At 52.6% G+C, this 19925-nt stretch carries 13 protein-coding genes and 1 pseudogene; 1 reads left to right on the forward strand and 13 read right to left on the reverse strand.

Annotated elements, in window-relative coordinates:
- Positions 1–9 precede the first annotated feature (9 nt).
- The 7 genes from MCJ35_RS19000 to MCJ35_RS19030 all read right to left on the reverse strand — a co-directional run bounded on the left by MCJ35_RS19000 (position 10) and on the right by MCJ35_RS19030 (position 7173).
- Positions 10–570: a hypothetical protein gene (locus MCJ35_RS19000; RefSeq protein ID WP_240299801.1), complete on the reverse strand. Its 561-nt coding sequence runs from the start codon at positions 568–570 to the stop codon at positions 10–12.
- A gap of 47 nt (positions 571–617) precedes the next feature.
- Complete coding sequence (locus tag MCJ35_RS19005) at positions 618–1208, reverse strand: NUDIX domain-containing protein (protein WP_025485867.1); 591 nt, start codon at positions 1206–1208, stop codon at positions 618–620.
- Between the two features lie 272 nt (positions 1209–1480).
- Entirely contained in the window at positions 1481–2278 is a 798-nt protein-coding gene (gene proC / locus MCJ35_RS19010) for a pyrroline-5-carboxylate reductase (protein ID WP_240299614.1), read from the reverse strand.
- Between the two features lie 153 nt (positions 2279–2431).
- Entirely contained in the window at positions 2432–3700 is a 1269-nt protein-coding gene (locus tag MCJ35_RS19015) for a diaminopimelate decarboxylase (RefSeq protein ID WP_025485866.1), read from the reverse strand.
- 127 nt (positions 3701–3827) lie between these two features.
- A complete protein-coding gene (pyk, locus tag MCJ35_RS19020; RefSeq protein WP_025485864.1) occupies positions 3828–5264 on the reverse strand; it encodes a pyruvate kinase in 1437 nt (478 codons plus the stop codon).
- 102 nt (positions 5265–5366) lie between these two features.
- Positions 5367–6215, reverse strand: coding sequence for a hypothetical protein (locus tag MCJ35_RS19025; RefSeq protein WP_025485862.1), 849 nt, complete (start codon positions 6213–6215; stop codon positions 5367–5369).
- Between the two features lie 16 nt (positions 6216–6231).
- Positions 6232–7173, reverse strand: a complete 942-nt coding sequence (locus MCJ35_RS19030; RefSeq protein WP_008719300.1) for a magnesium transporter CorA family protein — start codon at positions 7171–7173, stop codon at positions 6232–6234.
- Between the two features lie 366 nt (positions 7174–7539).
- Between MCJ35_RS19030 and MCJ35_RS19035 the strand changes: the two genes are divergently transcribed.
- A complete protein-coding gene (locus tag MCJ35_RS19035) occupies positions 7540–11865 on the forward strand; it encodes an acyl-CoA dehydratase activase-related protein (protein WP_240299615.1) in 4326 nt (1441 codons plus the stop codon).
- Positions 11866–11973: 108 nt separating this feature from the next.
- Here the strand turns inward: MCJ35_RS19035 and MCJ35_RS19040 are convergent, their stop codons facing one another.
- From MCJ35_RS19040 to MCJ35_RS19065, 6 genes and pseudogenes are all read right to left on the reverse strand, one after another.
- A complete protein-coding gene (locus tag MCJ35_RS19040) occupies positions 11974–13671 on the reverse strand; it encodes a methyl-accepting chemotaxis protein (protein WP_025485861.1) in 1698 nt (565 codons plus the stop codon).
- A gap of 148 nt (positions 13672–13819) precedes the next feature.
- Positions 13820–14313 (reverse strand): annotated as a pseudogene (locus tag MCJ35_RS19045) (helix-turn-helix transcriptional regulator); the annotation flags it as partial.
- A 130-nt stretch (positions 14314–14443) separates the two neighbouring features.
- Complete coding sequence (gene ade, locus MCJ35_RS19050) at positions 14444–16204, reverse strand: adenine deaminase (protein ID WP_025485858.1); 1761 nt, start codon at positions 16202–16204, stop codon at positions 14444–14446.
- A gap of 40 nt (positions 16205–16244) precedes the next feature.
- Positions 16245–17606 carry an NCS2 family permease gene (locus tag MCJ35_RS19055; RefSeq protein WP_240299616.1) on the reverse strand — a complete coding sequence of 454 codons (1362 nt, stop codon included), beginning with the start codon at positions 17604–17606 and terminating at the stop codon, positions 16245–16247.
- A 76-nt stretch (positions 17607–17682) separates the two neighbouring features.
- The gene (gene add / locus MCJ35_RS19060) at positions 17683–18714 is read right to left on the reverse strand and encodes an adenosine deaminase (RefSeq protein WP_025485856.1); all 1032 of its coding nucleotides are present in this window, start codon (positions 18712–18714) and stop codon (positions 17683–17685) included.
- A 174-nt stretch (positions 18715–18888) separates the two neighbouring features.
- Positions 18889–19701, reverse strand: coding sequence for a GntR family transcriptional regulator (locus MCJ35_RS19065; protein WP_025485855.1), 813 nt, complete (start codon positions 19699–19701; stop codon positions 18889–18891).
- Positions 19702–19925 lie beyond the last annotated feature (224 nt).

Below are 19925 nucleotides of genomic sequence, written 5' to 3' on the forward strand. Positions count from 1 at the left end.
TGAATGTATTTAAAAAAGCCCGGCCAGCAGCGGCGATATCCATATCTCCAGGAACGCCCCTGCCCCGGACATGGCTATCAGCAAAAGCCCCGGCAGGATATGAAGCTTCTTCTGCGCCTGGCCTGACCAGACAGAAAGCACGTACCATATCAGAAGATAGATAATGCCGTGGGGAAGTATGCTGCACAGAAATGCGGCTATCCCCAGGATTCCTTTCCTCATGGTCCACACCGAAAGCACCACGGCCAGGGACATGCCTGCATAGAATGTCAGGAACCCGAACAGCATCTGGCTGCACACGGTCAGCCCGGCCAGCCATCCGGCCCCTGCCTCAAAGGCCCTCTGCTTCCACACAGCCAGGAAATCCTTCACGGCATACCGTCCCCCGGCCCTCACTGTCCCCGCTGTCCCTGCCGCCCCAAGGACGCAGCCCTGTACCACGGGACCGCCGAACGCCAGTGCCGCCGCCGTCCCCGCCAGCACGCCCAGCACGAAGCAGGACAGCAGCCAGTCCTGATATGTAAGCGTTGCAAGGCCCATCCTTAACCGTCTCAATCCCACAGCCGTCATCCTCCCCATGAATATCTCTAAACTACTGTATTCCGGGGAGGCGGCCATTATGCCAAGTCGTCCTTTTTATCCACGCTGCGGTACTTCCTTGCATAGGCCATAATGGCTGCAATTGTCTTACCGTCCGTGATTTTCCCTGTATAAACCATCTCTTCCAAGTCTGCAAGTTCACATGGTTCCACATTGATGACCTCATCCTCATCCAGGTTCTGGTGGGACGGTATCAGGTTGTGGGCAACGAAGATATCAATGGCCTCATCACAGAACGCCACGGTGGTGGTAAGGCTCATCAGGTATTCCAGGCTATCCGGGGATTCCACCCTGAATCCGGTCTCCTCCTCCAGTTCCCTGAATGCGCAAAGCACCTTGGGTTCATCCGGCGCATCCAGCTTACCGGCCGGGATTTCCAGCGTAAAACGGTTCAGTGCGTTGCGGTACTGGCGCACCATGAGGATTTTCCCGTCAGCCGCCACCGGCAGGACGGCAGCCGCCCCATCGTGGTGGATAAAGTCCCACTTTGCCTCATGTCCGTTGGCAAGGACCGTGTCCTCATATATCTTCAGGATATTCCCCTCATATTTAAGCTGTCTGTCCAGACGCACTACCGGCATCCCTTCATTCTCAACTTTGTTTTCCATTGTCATTTAATCCTTTCCTAATCCTATCATGATTTTATTCCTTGTTTCAATCCACGCTCGGTATATTGTCGAAGTGCGACTGCATCCTACGTAGATGCGTGGTTGACCTCATGGCAGTGGGGGATACCGATTACTCTCCGCCCACCACTGCCGTTAAGTTTGTTTTTGGCAATTCATCTCACCACCTTAGAGGATGGGAGAATCCTTGCTAATATTCGTTGAAAATCATCTTATTTTCTGACGGTGTTTCCTCCCGGCCCGGTCCTCCCCGCCTACTTCATGCGCTGGGTCTTCTCATAACACGCATCCGCCGCTTTGATGACAGCGTTGCGCAGCCCATGCTCCTCCAGGGCCGACACACCGGCAATGGTGGTGCCGCCCGGCGAACACACCTCATCCTTAAGCTGTCCCGGATGTTTTCCTGTCTCCAGCACCATCCTGGCGCTGCCCAGGACGGTCTGTGCAGCCATGGCATAAGCTGTCTTCCTGGGCAGGCCGTACTTCACGCCGCTGTCAGCCAGGGCCTCGATGAACATATACACGAATGCAGGGGAGCTTCCGCTGACACAGCCCACTGCGTCCATCAGCCGCTCCTCCACCAGCTCCATGCGTCCGCAGGATGAGAAGATAAGCCTGATTTCCGCTTTCTCCTCATCTGAATAGATGCCTGCCTCATATGTAACCCCTGTCATGCCCTCCCCCAGAAGCGCCGGTGTATTGGGCATGGCCCTGACCACCCTTACACCGCCGCCCAGCCTGGCGCCGATATCCTGTATGGAAATGCCGGGGGCCAGGGAAATGATTACCTGTTCTTTTGTCAGCACATCCTTTATCTCCTCAAACACCACGTCAAAATACTGCGGCTTCACCGCAAGGATAAGATACTTTACCTGGGCCGCGCATTCCCGGTTGGAGCCGGCGTGGGCCACCTTTGTCTCAGATGTGACCTGGTCCATCTTCTCCTGATGGGCCGCAGTGAAAATCATGTCCTGAGGCGCATACACCTTGAGAAGTCCTTTCATGATGGCGCTTCCCATATTCCCCATTCCGATAAAACCGATCTTAGCCATTAATAATCCTCCTAATCATGAACTCCTGATATATCCGTCAGCTCCCCCGGCATGAATGTCCAAACAGGCACCGGGACGGCTGGGACCGCCAAAGCCGTTTCTTTTGGCAAAAACCCCGGCAGACTGCGCGTTGCTGCATGCCGGGGTTTTTCATCAGTCAATATCTTTGAGTATATCACAAAAATCAAATGTAGCAAAGTAGTCCTCAGGAGTTTCCGCCCTCCGGATCATTTCCACGGAACCGTCCTGCTTTAACAGCAGCTCCGCCGACTTTAGCTTGCCGTTGTAGTTATATCCCATGGCAAACCCATGGGCGCCCGTGTCGTGGATGAACAGCAGGTCGCCTTTCCTTATCTCAGGCAGCATGCGGTCAATGGCAAACTTATCATTGTTCTCGCACAGGGAGCCGACCACGTCATACATGTGGCCGCAAGGCTCATCTTCCTTCCCCATTACCGTGATGTGATGGTATGCCCCGTACATGGCCGGGCGCATCAGGTTCACGGCGCAGGCGTCCACTCCCACGTACTCCTTGTGGGTATGCTTTTCATGGATGGCCTTTGTCACCAGGGCGCCGTAGGGCCCCATCATGAAGCGGCCAAGCTCGGTGCAGATTGCCACATCATCCATGCCAGCCGGTACCAGGACTTCCTCATAAACCTTGCGCACGCCGTCCCCGATGGCCAGTATGTCGTTGGGTTCCTGGTCCGGGCGGTAGGGAATGCCGATGCCGCCGGACAGATTGATGAATTCCACATGGGCGCCTGTCTCCTCCTGAAGCTTCACAGCCAGTTCAAAAAGGATCTTGGCAAGCATGGGATAATACTCCACGGTCACCGTGTTGCTGGCCAGGAAGGCATGGATGCCGAAATGCTTCGCGCCCTTATCCTTCAGTATCTTAAATGCCTGGAAAATCTGTTCCGTTGTCATCCCATACTTGGAATCCCCCGGGTTGTCCATGATGTCATTGCTTACCTTGAACACGCCGCCCGGATTGTAGCGGCAGCTGATGGTTTCCGGGATGTATCCCAGGGTCTGCTCCAGGCACTCAATATGGGTTATATCATCCAGGTTGATGATGGCGCCCAGCTTTTCTGCGTATGCGAACTCCTCAGGCGGCGTGTCATTGGATGAGAACATGATATCATGTCCCTTAAACCCGCACGCTTTTGACATCATAAGCTCTGTCATGGAAGAACAGTCCGTGCCGCATCCCATCTCCTTTAACAGGTTCAGAAGAAAAGGATTGGGGGTTGCCTTAACTGCAAAATACTCCTTATATCCCTTATTCCATGCAAATGCCTGCTTCAGCTTCGCCGCATTCTCCCTGATACCCTTTTCATCGTAAAGATAGAAGGGGGTGGGGTATGTTTTCTCAATCTCTTTCAGCTGTTCAAGTGTTACAAATGGTTTCTTCTCCACTTCTCTTACTCCTTTCCCTTTTTGAGCGTATATGCGCCCTCCCTTAGATGCAAAAAGCCTGTCAGGAAGCACAATAATCCTTGCGGAATATTGTACCCCCTGCCAGACTCCTTTGTCCAGTACTATTTTACTCGATATTGATCACACGCATGATATTGGTCTGTGTGGCTGCCTCGTGGCGTCTTGCGTAGGTCACCACGCCTGCGGTGATGACTGCCAGCTCGCCCACTGTCACAAGGCCCCTTTCCTTAAGCTCTTCCACGGAATTCTCAATCAGTTCATCCGTGGATTCAGCGCGGCGTGACCATATTGGCACAACGCCCCACTGCAGCTGCATCTGGCGCACGGTCGCCATGCTTGGGGACATGCCGATGATCCTTGCAGCCGGCCTCCACTTGGAGAGCATCTGGGTGGTAAAGCCTGTGATGCTTGGAGCGATGATGACGTCTGCGCTCAGGTCATGGGAGGTGGAAACGGATGCGAAGCACACTGCGTTGGAAACATTTTTCATGTTCTGCTTGGACACCTTCCTCTGGCGGTATCCTGCATAGTCCAGATAGGACTCTGACTCCTCGGCAATGGAAACCATCATCTTAAGGGCTTCAACGGGATACTTACCCATGGCGGTCTCGCCGGAAAGCATCACTGCATCGGTGCCGTCATAAACCGCATTGGCCACGTCCGTCACCTCTGCCCTGGTAGGCCTTGGGTTGCGGATCATGGAATCCAGCATCTGGGTTGCGGTGATGACAATCTTACATGCCTCGTTACACTTGCGGATGATCTTCTTCTGGATATGGGGAACCTTTTCAGCGGGAATCTCCACGCCCATGTCGCCGCGGGCAACCATGATGCCGTCCGCCTCCTCGATGATGGCGTCCAGGTTCTCGATGCCTTCCGCATTCTCAATCTTGGCAATTACCTTCATGCTGGAACCCTGCTCATCCAGCATTGCCTTGATTTCCCTGATGCAGTCCGCGGTACGCACAAAGGATGCCGCGATGAAATCAAATCCCTGCTTGATGCCGAAACGGATGTCTTCTTTGTCCTTGTCGGTCAGGGCCGGGAGCTTAATCTTCACATTGGGGACATTGACGCCCTTTTTCTCGCCCAGCTCGCCGCCGTTAATCACCTTACATACAATGTCCGTGCCATTGACCTCCGTCACGTCCATCTCAATCAGGCCATCGTCAATCAGGATCTTATTGCCGGGAACCACGTCTTCGCCCAGTCCGCTGTAATTGATGTATCCGATGTTCTCATCCCCAATCAGCTCGCGGGTGGTCAGCGTATAGGTCTGGCCTTCCTTTAATGTTACTTTCTTACCGTCCTTCAGCTGCCCGGTGCGGATTTCAGGGCCTTTTGTATCCAGAAGCGCCGCAACAGGGATATCCAGCTCCTTGCGGACTTCCTTTAACAGTTCCAGGCGTCCCTGGTGCTCCTCATAATCGCCGTGGGAAAAGTTGAAACGCGCCACGTCCATGCCATTCTTTGCAAGCTCCATCATGACGTTCCTGTCATTGGTGTTGGGACCCATGGTACAGATAATCTTGGTCTTTTTCATTATTAAATCCTCCATAAACGTTGTACAGTGTGATATGTGAATGATCTGCCGGTTCTTAGGGCCTGTCTGTGTAAATGCTTTTGCAGTACAGCGCTCATGATGCTATTGGGGGGAATCCGGCTTTTTCACGTGTTGATGAGTATACAAATGATCCATGCAGTATTCGTAGCTGCCTTCACATTTTGAACAATAACGGAATTCCATGCCAGGGCTGTCCTTGTCCGTCCGGCCGCACACAGCGCACTTATGGCCGGTCTTGTTGGAAACCATGGGCTTGATCTTTTTCTGGAAATCCTTCTGGCGCTTCTTCTGTTTGTAACCCGTCTCCCCGGCCAGCACCATCCAGCCAAAGAAGATGAACATGTGCAGGATGCACACAAAAATCTGGACCCTGGTGTATATGTCACCCTTGACAAAGTAATAAATGTAAACCGCTGCCTCGGCGTACGCAATCCACTTGGCCTTCAGGGGAAGGACCATCATCAGCAGGACCTGCATATCCGGGAACATGAGTGCAAATACAAAAAAGAAGGAATACACCAGGTAAACAGGCGTAAGCACCATGGGGAAGCCTACCACCAGGTACATAAACAGGGATGCCGCCACATTCAACAGCACGCCCAGTATGATGTAACAGTTGAAACGGAACTTACCCCATACCTGTTCCACAATCATGCCAAAGGAACGGATGCAGTAGATGGCCAGGGCGTTAAACAGGATGTAGCCCATGGGGTTCCCTCCTGTAAATGCAGGCGGATATACAAAAAAGGTCAGGATCCTCCAGACCTGCCCCTGCATGATGGCAATGGGGTTTAAAATCAGATAATTCAGGAAGCCCGGCGCCACAAGGTACAGCACCGTGCCCATGGCCAGCATGGCACATACATAGTTGATGATCCCGCCGATTGCAAACCGGTTCATTTTCTGCTCAAACTTCTTTAGAAAATTCATGAATACTCCTTTTATGTCAGAATAAATCCTTCTTATTAAATATATAAGCTACCAACAGTGACAGGGCCAGGGCAAATCCCAGGACTATGACAAACCCGTAGGGATTGTTCGCAAAGGGCATTCCCCTGGAATTCACATTCATGCCATAGAAGCTGGCCACCATGGTGGGGATTGACATGACAATGGTTACGGTTGCCAGGAACTTCATGACAATGTTCAGGTTGTTGGAGATGACCGAGGCAAAGGCGTCCATGGTCCCGCTGAGGATCCCGCTGTAAATGTTGGCCATCTCGATTGCCTGTTTGTTCTCCACGATGACATCCTCAAGAAGGTCCGTATCCTCGGGATACTTCTTAATCTTCTCGGTCCTTAGGAGCTTCTCCAGCACCACCTCATTGGAACGCAGGGACGTGGTGAAATACACCAGGGACTTCTCCAGTTCCAGAAGCTCAATCAGTTCCTCATTCTTCTGGGACTGATGGAGCTTGCGCTCAATGACCTCGCTCTTCTTGTCAATGATGCGCAGGTACTGCAGGTACTGGGTTGCATTTTTATAAAGGATCTGCAGGATGAACCTGGTCTTCATGAATGTATGGAAGTCCCTTACCCTTCCGTCCATGAAGGACGTGAGCACGGGTGTCTCCTCCAGGCAGACAGTAATCAGCACATCGTTGGCCATGATGATGGCCAGCGGGATGGTGACAAACCAGTCCTTGCCGCTGCGCTCCTCTATGGACGGGATATCCACCAGCACCAGGGTGTATTCGTCCTCCACCTCGATTCGGGAACGTTCCTCCTCATCCAATGGCGCCTTTAAGTGGTCCGGGTCAATCTGGTATGCATCCGCAATGTCAATGATTTCTGAGGCTGTAGGGTTTGTTAACGCAATCCAGCAGCCAGGCTGCATCTCTTCTTTTTCGTGCATAGCACCGTCTTCGGTCTTAAAAATCCGTATCATGCGAACTCTCCCCCATTTTGAAATTATACGTTCTCATTATAGTGACTGCCCTGCGGTTTGTCAAATAAAATAGCCCCTGATTTTTCACAAACAATAAGTTTTTACAGGAATCATGCACAATTTTTCCCATTTCTTCACGATTTTTTAACGCCTGTCCCCAATTGTATTCCTACCTAATTTATGCTAAACTTTACTATGACCATTCGCGGCTTACTGCCGCAAATTGTTGCATAAATCACAGTTTTTTCCATAAAACTGTATTATGATGAACGCAAAACAACTTCTCAGCCCGGCACAGCCCTTGTATGGACATCACATGCGCCGCTGCTGCAAGTCACAAAGGAGGTTAGGGTAAAACCCACGTATATGAGCTTACATACAAATACCCTTACACTGGGAATCGATATCGGTTCCACAACCGTCAAAGTAGCATTGCTTGACCAGAACTACCATATAGTATTCTCCGATTATGAGCGTCATTATGCCAATATACAGGAAACTCTGGCAGAACTTCTGAAAAAGGCCTGCCCCATAACCGGCCCCGCCCAGGTCATCCCCGTCATCACGGGATCCGGAGGCCTTACATTGTCATCCCATCTGAACATTCCATTTGTCCAGGAGGTGGTGGCTGTGGCATCCGCCCTGCAGGACTATGCGCCACAGACAGACGTGGCCATCGAGCTTGGCGGGGAGGATGCAAAAATCATATATTTTACCGGCGGGATTGACCAGAGGATGAACGGGATCTGTGCAGGCGGCACCGGTTCCTTCATCGACCAGATGGCATCCCTGCTTCAGACCGATGCCAGCGGCCTCAATGAATACGCCGCCCATTACAAGGCCATCTATCCCATCGCGGCGCGCTGCGGCGTGTTTGCCAAGTCGGATATCCAGCCATTGATTAATGAAGGCGCTACCAGGGAAGACCTGGCCGCGTCCATTTTCCAGGCAGTGGTGAACCAGACCATCAGCGGTCTTGCCTGCGGTAAGCCCATACGGGGCAATGTTGCCTTTTTGGGCGGTCCCCTTCACTTCCTGCCCCAGCTGCGTGAAAGCTTCATCCGTACCCTCCACCTTACGCCGGAACAGATCATTGCTCCGGACCATTCCCACCTGTTTGCCGCTGTGGGCGCTGCCATGAACCCTCAGGAGAACCAGTCCGCTGTTTCCCTGGAGGCCATGATTGAACAGCTGTCCTCGGGTATCCAGATGGATTTTGAGGTAAAGCGCATGGAACCGCTGTTCAGGGACCAGGCTGACTACGACGAATTTTCCAGCCGCCATGCCAGCAACCACGTTAAGTCCGGCGACCTTCCCTCCTATGAGGGCAACTGCTATCTGGGCATTGACGCCGGTTCCACCACCACCAAGGCGGCCCTGGTGGGCGAGGACGGCACCCTGCTGTACCGGTTCTATGACAACAACAACGGAAGCCCCCTTGCCACGGCCATCCGCGCCATAACGGAAATCCGCAGCCAGCTTCCGAAGACAGCCCACATTGCCTATTCCTGTTCCACAGGCTACGGCGAGGCCCTTTTAAAGGCAGCGCTGATGCTGGATGAGGGGGAAGTGGAGACCATCTCCCACTACTACGCGGCTGCTTTCTTTGAACCGGATGTGGACTGTATCCTGGACATCGGGGGACAGGACATGAAGTGCATCAAGATAAAGGACGGCACCGTGGACAGCGTGCAGCTCAACGAGGCGTGCTCCTCGGGCTGCGGCTCCTTCATCGAGACATTTGCCAAGAGCCTGAACTTTTCCGTGGAGGATTTTGCCAAAGAGGCCCTGTTTGCCAGGAACCCAACGGACCTTGGCACCCGCTGCACCGTATTCATGAACTCCAATGTAAAACAGGCCCAGAAGGAAGGGGCCACGGTGGCTGACATTTCCGCCGGCCTGGCTTATTCCGTCATCAAGAATGCCCTGTTCAAGGTCATCAAGATTACCAATGCCTCTGACCTGGGCGCCCATGTGGTGGTCCAGGGCGGCACCTTTTACAATGATGCGGTGCTCAGGAGCTTTGAGAAAATATCAGGATGCCAGGCAGTGCGCCCTGACATCGCAGGCATCATGGGAGCCTTCGGCGCTGCCCTGATTGCAAGGGAACGCTATCACATGAACGGCGAGGCAGAAACATCCATGCTGTCCCTGGATAAGATCATTGCCCTTAAGTATACCACCTCCATGACCCGGTGCAAGGGCTGCAACAACCACTGTGTGCTCACCATCAACCAGTTTGGGAGCGGACGCCGCTTTATCTCGGGCAACCGCTGCGAGCGGGGACTTGGACTTGAGAAGGCCAAGAAGGAGATTCCCAATCTCTTTGACTATAAGTACCACCGCATGTTTGACTACGAACCCCTGCCCCTGGACCAGGCGGACCGGGGCACGGTGGGGATTCCCAGGGTCCTCAACATGTTTGAGAACTTCCCCTTCTGGGCGGTTTTCTTTAAGAAGCTGCGCTACCATGTGGTGCTCTCGCCCCAGTCCACCAGACAGCTCTACGAACTGGGCATTGAATCCATTCCCAGTGAATCGGAGTGCTACCCGGCCAAGCTGGTCCATGGACATATATCATGGCTCATCAAGCAGGGAATCAAATACATTTTCTATCCCTGCATTCCGTATGAGCGCAATGAAAGCCCGGAGGCGGGCAACCATTACAACTGCCCCATGGTCACATCCTACGCGGAGAACATCAAGAACAATGTGGAGGAACTGTCAGAAGAACATGTAAGGTTTGACAACCCCTTCATGGCCTTTACCAATGAGGAGATCCTGACCCAGGCCCTTATAAAGGAATTTGCCGGGAACCATCAGATTCCTGCGGATGAGGTGAAAATGGCTGCCCACGCAGCATGGCAGGAGCTTCTGGCTTCCCGCCATGACATGGAGGCCAAGGGCGAGGAAACCCTGGCATGGATGAAGGAGAACAAAAAACGGGGCATCGTGCTGGCCGGCAGGCCCTACCATGTGGACTCTGAAATCCACCACGGTATCCCGGAACTGATTACCTCCTATGGATTTGCGGTGCTCACAGAGGATTCCATCTCCCACCTTGGAAGGGTGGAACGGCCTTTGGTGGTAACCGACCAGTGGATGTACCACTCCCGCCTCTATGCGGCGGCCAGCTTTGTCAAGAGCCGGGATGACCTGGACTTAATCCAGCTAAACTCCTTTGGCTGCGGCCTGGATGCCGTGACCACGGACCAGGTGGCCGATATCCTGACCCGTTCCGGCAAGATTTATACCGTGCTTAAGATTGACGAGGTGAATAACCTGGGCGCTGCCCGCATCCGTATCCGCTCCCTGATTGCGGCCCTCAAGGTCCGGGACCAGAAGCACTACGAGCACAAGGTGGTTTCCAGCGCCTATAACCGGGTGTACTTTACCAAGGAGATGAAGAAGACATATACCCTTCTCTGCCCACAGATGTCGCCCATCCATTTTGACCTTTTAGAGCCGGCCATCCGCTCCTTCGGATACAAGATTGAAGTATTGCAGAACCACAACCGCAACGCGGTGGACGTGGGACTCCAGTACGTGAACAACGATGCGTGCTATCCCTCCCTGATTGTCATCGGACAGATCATGGACGCCCTGCTTTCCGGCAGGTATGACCTGGACCACACAGCGGTGCTGATGACCCAGACAGGCGGCGGCTGCCGTGCTTCCAACTACATAGGCTTCATCCGGCGCGCCCTGGAAAAGGCAGGCATGCCGCAGGTGCCCGTTGTATCGGTCAATGCCAACGGCATGGAGACCAACCCCGGGTTTACATTTACGGTCCCCCTTATCACAAAGGCCATGCAGGCCATTGTGTACGGCGACATTTTCATGCGCGTGCTCTACGCCACCAGGCCCTATGAGGCAGAACCAGGCAGCGCCAATGCACTCCATGGGAAGTGGAAGGCCCGCTGTATTGCCTCCCTGTCCAAACGCAGCGCCGCCATGATGGAATTCAGCCGCAACATCAAGGGAATCATACGTGATTTTGACAATCTGCCAAGAACCGATATCAGGAAACCAAAGGTGGGGATTGTGGGCGAGATCCTTGTGAAGTTCTCCCCCCTTGCCAACAACCACGTGGTGGAGCTTCTGGAATCCGAGGGGGCCGAGGCAGTGATGCCCGACCTGATGGATTTCCTTCTCTACAGCTTTTACAACAGTAACTTCAAGGCGGAGCACCTGGGCACGAAGAAGTCCACGGCGCGCCTGTGCAATGCCGGAATTGCCCTTTTGGAGTACCTGCGCAGGACTGCCAGGAAGGAGCTGTCGGCCAGCCGGCACTTCACGCCCCCGTCAGCCATCAATGAACTGGCTGAGATGGCCAAGGGCTTTGTGTCCCTGGGCAATCAGACAGGCGAGGGCTGGTTCCTTACAGGAGAGATGCTGGAGCTGATCCACAGCGGCGTGAACAACATTATCTGCACCCAGCCATTTGGCTGCCTGCCCAACCATATCGTGGGCAAGGGCGTCATCAAGGAACTGCGCCGCCACTATCCGCAGTCCAACATCATCGCGGTGGACTACGATCCAGGCGCCAGCGAGGTAAACCAGTTGAACCGCATCAAGCTGATGCTGTCCACGGCCCAGAAGAACCTGAAAAATGAAAAGGCCCCGGAACAGCCCCGGCAGATGAAGAAGCAGAAAAAGGCTTCCAAGGCAAAGACACTGCAGACCGCTTAGGCAGGCGGCAGATGAAGGCTGGTATATTTATGGCAGTATTATGAATTCAAAGGGACGGTCACGGAATTTAACACGATTCCGGATGACCGTCCCTTTATTTTGCCTTATTTACTGCCTTTTTAATTTAAACCGCCCAATCAGGTCCTTCATCATCCGCGACTGCCCAGCCAGTTCCTCGCTGGCCGCCGCGCTTTCCTGGGCAGTTGCTGAGTTGGTCTGTACCACGCTCGAAATCTGATCCACGCCCTGGGTCACCTGGCTGATGGAAACCGCCTGGGTATTGGAAGCTTCCGCAATCAGATCCACAAGACCGGCCACATGATGGGAGCTTTCCACCACCTCTTTTAACGCATCCGCGGTCAAGGCGGCAATTTCCGTTCCATTTTCAACAGCCTGAATGGTCTCTTCTATCAGGCCCGTTGTATTCTTAGCCGCGTCCGCGCTCTTCCCGGCCAGGTTACGGACCTCATCCGCAACCACCGCAAAGCCCTTTCCGGCTTCCCCTGCCCGGGCAGCCTCCACGGCCGCGTTCAGCGCAAGGATGTTGGTCTGGAAGGCAATATCCTCAATGGTCTTGATAATCTTGCCAATCTCGCCTGATTTACTGCTTATCTGGTCCATGGCAGACACCATGTCCTGCATCTTCCTGCTGCTTTCGTCCAGATTGGCGCCCTGGCGTTCGGATTCCTTGCGCGCCTTCTGGGCGTTTTCCGCAATCTTATTCACCTGGCTTGATATATCATTTATGGTGGCTGCCAGTTCTTCAATGGAGCTGGCCTGCTCCGTGGCGCCCTGGGACAGGGCCTGGGCGCCCATGGATACCTGTTCCGCCCCGGAATCCACCTGGCCCGCGGACTGGTCTATCATGTGGAATGCCTCGTTCAGTGAATCTATGATTTTTGAGGAGCTGGTATGAAGGGCAGCGAAATCACCGGAAAAGTCCTGCGTGTATGGAATATCCAGGTTTCCATCCGCAATGCTTCCCAGTATGGACGCCAGCTGTTCTATCACCGACTTCAGCCTGTCAACCAGCTCTTTTGTGGCATCTGCCAGTATCCCGGTTTCATCTTCGCTGTCCACTACCGGTACGGACGTCTGCAAATCGCCCTGGGACAGGCCCACCAGCCTCTCGGAGCATTGTTCCATCGGTCTTGAAATGGCGCGGGCAATAAAGGTTGCCAGTATCATGGATACACAGAAAGCTGCCACGGACAGGAGCGCCATGCATACAACGGTAAGATTGCTCTGCCTGGTTAATTCTTTTGACAGCCGGCTGCCCTCCGTGCGGTTGCTGTCCATCAACGACGTAACCGCTTCCTGTATCTTCTCGATATGTTCCAGCGCCTCATCCTGATACAGGTCCATGGCCTCTTTATCCTTATTCTGTTTTGCCAGTGTAATTACCTCCTGGGCATGCTGTGTGAATAAGGGCAGGTTTTCTTCAATGGTTTCGTAAAAGCTCCTTTCTTCTCCAACCAGGGTTGGTTCAATATTCGCCATGCACTGGCTGATTGCGGCTGCATTTTTATTTATGTCATCCTCAGACTGCCTGATAAGCTGGGTATTCTCCGGATCAGTGGCCATAATCGTCATGATATTGAAGGTATTGCTGGTCAAAGCCTCCATGAGAAGACCGATATCCCCTTGGGAAAATCCATAATTGGTCAGTGCGCCTGAATACTGCACATCCGCTTTTTTCATAAGGAACAAACTGATGAAACCGCTGCTGCTGGAAAGTATTGTTACCAAAAGAAACGCGATAAGCAGCTTTTTATTAATCTTTAGTGAACTCCACACCCTTTTCATTCAATGCCTCCTGGATTTATAATAAGATACTTATTATATCGGCTGGAGTTCCAAAATTAAAAGTCATTAGCGAAATTTTAACGTTTTTGTAATCCGCAGGACGGACATGGCGCTCTTTGACCCTTCTAATATATTTATGCCTGCTTACGCACCGGCCTGATATGATTCCCCAGTCGCAGAGCCTGCCCTCCGGATCATTGATGTACGCCATGACCTGCCCGCTTCCGCTGTTGCATTCGCTGCCCCCATCGTCATCCAGTTTACCCACGATACTGTCCAACAGGCCGCAGATTGTCTCCTGGTCCTGCCCCGGAATCATACCCTGCTTCTGCCAGAAATCCCAATATCCATTGCTCTCATAGTTTTTAATATGCAGGAATTTGTGCGCGAGAATGGTTACAAAATAAATTTTAATCTCGTCCGTGGATTTCACTCTTTCAGCGCAAAAGCCAGTTTCCTGCGCCGCAGGTAATCCCTGAACTGCATGCCCGATATCTCCTTGAATTTCCTGGTCATATGGAAGCCAGAATACCCCAGCCTGCCGGAAAGGCAGCGCAGGGTCAGCGCTTCATCATTATGGTTCTTTATGCATTTGTCGATTTCGTCAACAATGACCTGAATCTGTTTCTGCCATTCGTACATCCGTCTGTTCACCTCGTTTCGGCCACCCTGCATATATTATAGCAGAGTCCGGGGGCTGGCGCTTGACTTTACTTGCTGTCATTATATGTTTGCCTTCCATTTTATGGAAGCCCAGCTGTTTCTATGGCCTCTAAGCTTTAAGAGGCAGAAGCCTGTGGTTGAGTACATCCACCAGCCCCATATCGGTCAGCCCCAGGTCAGGGACCGTGGGCAGGGAGACAAAGCTCAGGGACATGAACGGGGCATCCATCCTGCATCCCAGGGACCTGGCCATTTCATTCAATTCATCCAGCCTTGTCATCACATCCTCTGCAGGCAGCTGGCTCATAAGGCCTCCTATGGGCAGCTCCATGCTCCCAAGTATCCGGCCATCTGCCGCCACCGCCAGACCGCCCTTTAACCTGGCCACCTCATTTACAGCCAAAGCCATATCCGTATCGTCCGCTCCCACCACCACGATATTGTGATGGTCATGGGACATGGAGTATGCCATGGCCCCCTTCTCCAACTGAAAACCGTGTACAAAACCAATTCCAATGTTGCCGTTCTTACCATACCGTTCCACCACGGCCAGTTTCAGTATATCCTGTTTCAGGTCAGCTAAAACAGCGCCATCCTTCACATCCAGTTCCCTTATGGTGTCATGGTTTATAATCTGCCGCGGCACCATGTCAATGACATGGACCCGGAGTGCATCCCCCTTTTCATCTGTCTTCACCAGGAAGGACTCCGGTATGATTGGATTCTTAAGTGTCACTGTCTCTTTCAGCCACTGGGGATATTCCCCCACAGGACACGCATTAAGCAGTCTCCCATTCTCAGCAACCACCTTTCCCTCAAAGATAACAGTCAGTGGCTTAACCACCCGCCAGTCCTCCACCAGCAGGATATCCGCCAGACGGCCCGGTGTTATGCTCCCGATTTCATCCTCCAGACGGAAATGCTTAGCGGCATTGACCGTTGCCATCTGGATGGCATCCATTGGATCCAACCCCAGTTCAACTGCCCTGGTCACATTGTAATTGATATGGCCTTCTGTCTGTATTTCCCTGGCATGCTTATCATCCGTGCAGAACATCAGGTTATCGGTGCTAAGCCCCAGGCTTACGATTCCTTTTACCAGTTCATCCACATTGCGCTCACTGCTGCCCTCGCGGATCAGCACTTTCATCCCCACCTTCAGGCGCTCCAGCATTTCTTCCGCCGTCACGCACTCATGGTCGTCGGAAATGCCGCTGGACGCATATACATTAAGCTCCTGGCCCAGCCTTCCGATGGCATGTCCGTTCACCACCTTCCTCCTTGCCAGGGTATCTGCAATCTTGTGAAGATATTCCTCCTTCACCCAGAGGATTTTGGATGGATCCAGTTCCCCCAGGCTTACACTCTCTTCCCAGTCCATGATTTCCGCCACTTCCTCCGCGCCCAGGACCGCTCCGGTTGTTTCCAGTCCCGGTGCAGTGGGGACGCGTGATGAAACCTCTATGAGCATCCGGTATGGCAAACGGCTCATGGATGCCAGCATGGCCTTCAGGCCGCCTACCCCTGCCACATTGGCAATCTCCATTAAATCCGCACACAGGGTGGTGGTACCCTGTGGCACCACCACCGAGGCCAGCGCCTCAGGTGACAGCATGGTGGATTCAAAATGCATATGGGCATCAATCAGGCCCGGTATGGCATATCTGCCGCGGCAGTCCATTACCGTTGCGGCTTTCAGCCCTGCTTCAGGGTCAATGGACACCACCCTTTTATCCTTGATGTAAATATCTGTCTCATATACCTGTGCGGAAAACACATTAACCAGCTTTACATTGGCAAGCTTCAGATCACATGGCACCCTGCCAAGCCCTGCTTCAATTATATTTTTAATGTCCTCAAAGGTCCTCATATCCTATACCTCCCAGTATACTATTATCCCCGCCTGTATGCTACAGCATGATATCAAGCGCCAGATAAACAATAAACACCGCCGTCAGAATCCACACGGTCTTTGTCATCTGCCGGGCTTTCCCCGCTGCAATCTGTCCCACACTATAACCAATCAGGCCAAAGAGGATCCCATATGCAATATTATATGTAAACGGCATGATTGCAACTGTCATGAACACGGGCAGCGCAATGGAAACATCATTCAGCGCAAGGCCGCGCAAAGGTTCAATCATGAAAATCCCCACCATTACAAGGGCGGGCGCTGTTGCTATGGATGGGATCATCAGGAACACCGGCGACAGGACCAGGGTGAGAAGGAACAGGATTCCGGTCACACAGGCCGTCATGCCGGTCTTTCCCCCTTCAGAAATGCCGGTGGCGCTTTCCGCACCATAAATTGTCACGGTACTGGTTCCAAGAACAGCGCCTACGGCAGCACTGCCGGCTGACACGAACAGCGCTTTGCCCGCGCAGGGCATGTTACCCTTCTCATCAATAAGACCTGCCTTGGTTGCCACCCCTAAAAGTACGCCGATGCTGTCAAACAAATCCACAAAAAGAAAACTAATGATGGCAAATACAACGCCCAGGATCATTTCCGGTGAACCGGTGAACATCCCTTTTAATGTAAGCTGCCCAAAGGTTGGAGCCAGGGCCTGGGCAGGATTATCAAACGCAATCAGCTGTGTGGGCAGGATTGTATAGGCAGCCCCGGTCACAGGGTCCTTGATGAACACTCCCAGCACGGTTACTGCCAACACCCCAATCAGGATTGCCCCCTTTACGCCCCGTATGACCAGGACCGCTGTAAAGAAGATCCCGGCCAATGCCAGCAGCGCCCCAGGATTGGCAAGGTCACCCAGGGTTAACAGGGTGTCCGGTGAGTGGACCACGATTCCTGCCTGGGTCAGACCGCTGAATGCAATAAAGAATCCGATTCCCGCGCCGATGGAATGCTTGATGCACTCCGGCATGGCATCCACAATCTTCTGCTGTACCTTGAAAATGCTCAGAAGCATGAACGTGGTGCCGGAAATAGCCACACATCCAAGGGCATTCTGCCATGGCAGTCCCAGGGTATTGCAGACATAATAGGCAAAATACGCGTTCAGTCCCATGGCCGGTCCCATGGCAAAGGGCAGGTTTGCCCACAGCCCCACCCAGATACAGGCAATGGCCGCGGACAGGGCGCTGGCCCAGAACAAGGCCTTCATATCCATACCCGTAGCGCCCAGAATCGCCGGATTAACAGCCACAATATACACACAGGTCAGGAAAATGGTGATACCTGCCAGAATTTCAGTTTTAGGGTCGGTCCCCCTCTCCTTCAGATGGAATATCCGTTCCAGTTTCTCATTCATTGTTAAACCCCCAATCTTTTCTTATTCCCCAAATGCTCCGTATCTTATCTTGCTTCCTGTTTCCTGCGCCTGTCTCTTATGCCTCGTTCTTTTTGAATGCCTCTACCCAGGCGTCAAACTGTTCCAGATACTTCTGTCCCTTAATGGAATATGCAAATGCGTTCCTGGCCGTCCGGATCAGTTCATCCTCTGTAAAATGCATCTCATCCAGGGCAATTGCATACTCCTGCACCAGATCCACCATATAAGGCGGGTCATCCGAACTGATGGATACGGGTACGCCTGCCCGCATCATGGTCACTGCCGGATGTTCCTCATAGTTCCTGGCAGCCCCGGTCCATATATTTGATGTGGGACACATGGCGCAGAGGATTTCATGTTCCTTCAGATACTTAAGCAGTTCAGGTTCATGGATGGACTGGCAGCCATGGTCAATCCTGCTTACGTGCAGCGTTTGGATGGCATCCCATATATTATAGGCGCCGTCATCCTCCCCCGCATGGGCGGTCAGGAACAATCCCATGTCTTCTGCAAGCCTGTAGCTGCCCTGGTGTTTGATACAGGGATGCCCCTTTTCCTCACAGTCCATTCCCAGTCCGTCCACCATGTCCCGGTAACCTTCAAGGTTCTTTACAAAACGCTCACACTGCTCAGGAGACAAGGTCCTGTCCAGGCCCGCAATATAGACAATCTCAACCCCATACTGTTCCTTCGCCTTTTTCTGGGCGCTGCGGTATCCCTCCATTACCACTTCCATGGGGATTCCCCGTTCCTCATTCAGCGGATAATCCAGGTGCAGCTCCTGGTAAACCACGTTCTGCCTCCTTGCATCCTTTGCCAGTGCAAGCACCACCGCCTCGTAATCCTCCTTGGTAATGCATACGGAATTGATGGTCCTGTCACAAAGCATGAAACCATTCAGCCCGTCCGCCTTCAGGATTCCTTCCACCCACTGCCGCAGTCCCTCCACCGTATCAGCAGGGAGCTTTACCCCATTCTTCCTGCCAAGATCCAACGCCAGGTCCCAGGGGATGGAACCTTCAATGTGGATGTGGTTCTCCGCCTTTGGCATGTTGACGATAAGTTTCATCTGACGTGTTGTAAGCATATCTTCTCCTCCTTAATATAGGTATTTAAGTATTATGGTAATACCTTTATATGTGTGAAATAATAATCCTGCGCCGTCTGGGGCATACAGGCCTTAGGGACGCAAGATGTATTATATTCAGCTTATGATTGTCTCCCGGCGCAAATACGCCGGACAGGTGATATGGCGGTCCGGTCAATAATGCTCCTGGCTCCGCAGGAGATTATAGCGGATATATTTGGTATCAAAAAACGCATTGGCTGAGATGACCGGCTGGTTATCCTGGTCATATGCCAGATTATCCAGCTCCAATACGGATTGGCACTCCATCAGCAGGGCGCTGTCCGTCACTGATCCCATCTCTTCCCTGGTCATGGTCAGTATCTCCACCCTGTCCCTGCACAGCAGCCTGCCCGCGTACCTGCGCAACAGTTCAAACGAGGACATGGATGACCACTCATCCTCCGATGGTTCCTGCTGAAACAATTCCCTTGGCATATAGTCAATACATACAATGGCCGGATGGCCATCCGCATAATAGACCTTCTCAATGCGGTACAACCGGGCGCCCTCCTCCACCTGGAGATTCCGGCAGTGCTTTTTCATGCGGTGGGACGCGCCCTGACCCATGGTTTCCTGATTCACGGTCCCCTGGCCCATTGCTCCCCTATTTATGGTTTCCTGGCTTATGAGCTTAATCTGCGCCTCATAGCCTCCCAATTCAATCAGGTGTCCGAACTCCTGGGCCGGATTCAGGCTGATTTTGATGGCCGCTGCCTCGGGGTTCACAAAAGTCCCCCTTCCATGAATGCGGAAAATCAGGTTCTCCTGTTCCAGTTCATCCAATGCCCGCCGCACCGTGACCCGGCTGACCCCAAACTTGCGCCCGATTTCCACTTCCGGTGGAAGTTTGGCAGACTCCTTCAGGTCCATATCCAGTATGTATTTCTTCAAATCGTGTTTAATATTATCACTTAGATTCTGTTTAATCACAGGCATCATCGCCATGTCAATACCTCTTTCCGGTATTATGGTAATACCTTTATACCCTATAGTAAGTATTTTTGTGGATTTTGTCAAGTGTTTTACGGATTTATATAAGTGATTTCCTCAAAACCGCATGACAGTTTACTTGAACAGGAAATATGTTTCGGTAAAAATTCCATTTAAAAAGCTGCCATGAACAGATTGAACGCTTCATGGCAGCATTTCCAACTTATCCGGTATAATCC

The organism is Enterocloster sp. OA13, from assembly GCF_022440595.1.
Lineage (GTDB): Bacteria > Bacillota > Clostridia > Lachnospirales > Lachnospiraceae > Enterocloster > Enterocloster hominis.

What these genes read in the sequence shown, in the direction of transcription:
- MCJ35_RS19000 (WP_240299801.1), bottom strand. Translation starts at nt 570, where the DNA reads ATGACGGCTGTGGGATTGAGACGGTTAAGGATGGGCCTTGCAACGCTT.
- MCJ35_RS19005 (WP_025485867.1), bottom strand. Translation starts at nt 1,208, where the DNA reads ATGGAAAACAAAGTTGAGAATGAAGGGATGCCGGTAGTGCGTCTGGAC.
- proC (WP_240299614.1), bottom strand. Translation starts at nt 2,278, where the DNA reads ATGGCTAAGATCGGTTTTATCGGAATGGGGAATATGGGAAGCGCCATC.
- pyk (WP_025485864.1), bottom strand. Translation starts at nt 5,264, where the DNA reads ATGAAAAAGACCAAGATTATCTGTACCATGGGTCCCAACACCAATGAC.
- MCJ35_RS19025 (WP_025485862.1), bottom strand. Translation starts at nt 6,215, where the DNA reads ATGAATTTTCTAAAGAAGTTTGAGCAGAAAATGAACCGGTTTGCAATC.
- MCJ35_RS19030 (WP_008719300.1), bottom strand. Translation starts at nt 7,173, where the DNA reads ATGATACGGATTTTTAAGACCGAAGACGGTGCTATGCACGAAAAAGAA.
- MCJ35_RS19035 (WP_240299615.1), top strand. Translation starts at nt 7,540, where the DNA reads ATGAGCTTACATACAAATACCCTTACACTGGGAATCGATATCGGTTCC.
- MCJ35_RS19040 (WP_025485861.1), bottom strand. Translation starts at nt 13,671, where the DNA reads ATGAAAAGGGTGTGGAGTTCACTAAAGATTAATAAAAAGCTGCTTATC.
- ade (WP_025485858.1), bottom strand. Translation starts at nt 16,204, where the DNA reads ATGAGGACCTTTGAGGACATTAAAAATATAATTGAAGCAGGGCTTGGC.
- MCJ35_RS19055 (WP_240299616.1), bottom strand. Translation starts at nt 17,606, where the DNA reads ATGAATGAGAAACTGGAACGGATATTCCATCTGAAGGAGAGGGGGACC.
- add (WP_025485856.1), bottom strand. Translation starts at nt 18,714, where the DNA reads ATGCTTACAACACGTCAGATGAAACTTATCGTCAACATGCCAAAGGCG.
- MCJ35_RS19065 (WP_025485855.1), bottom strand. Translation starts at nt 19,701, where the DNA reads ATGGCGATGATGCCTGTGATTAAACAGAATCTAAGTGATAATATTAAA.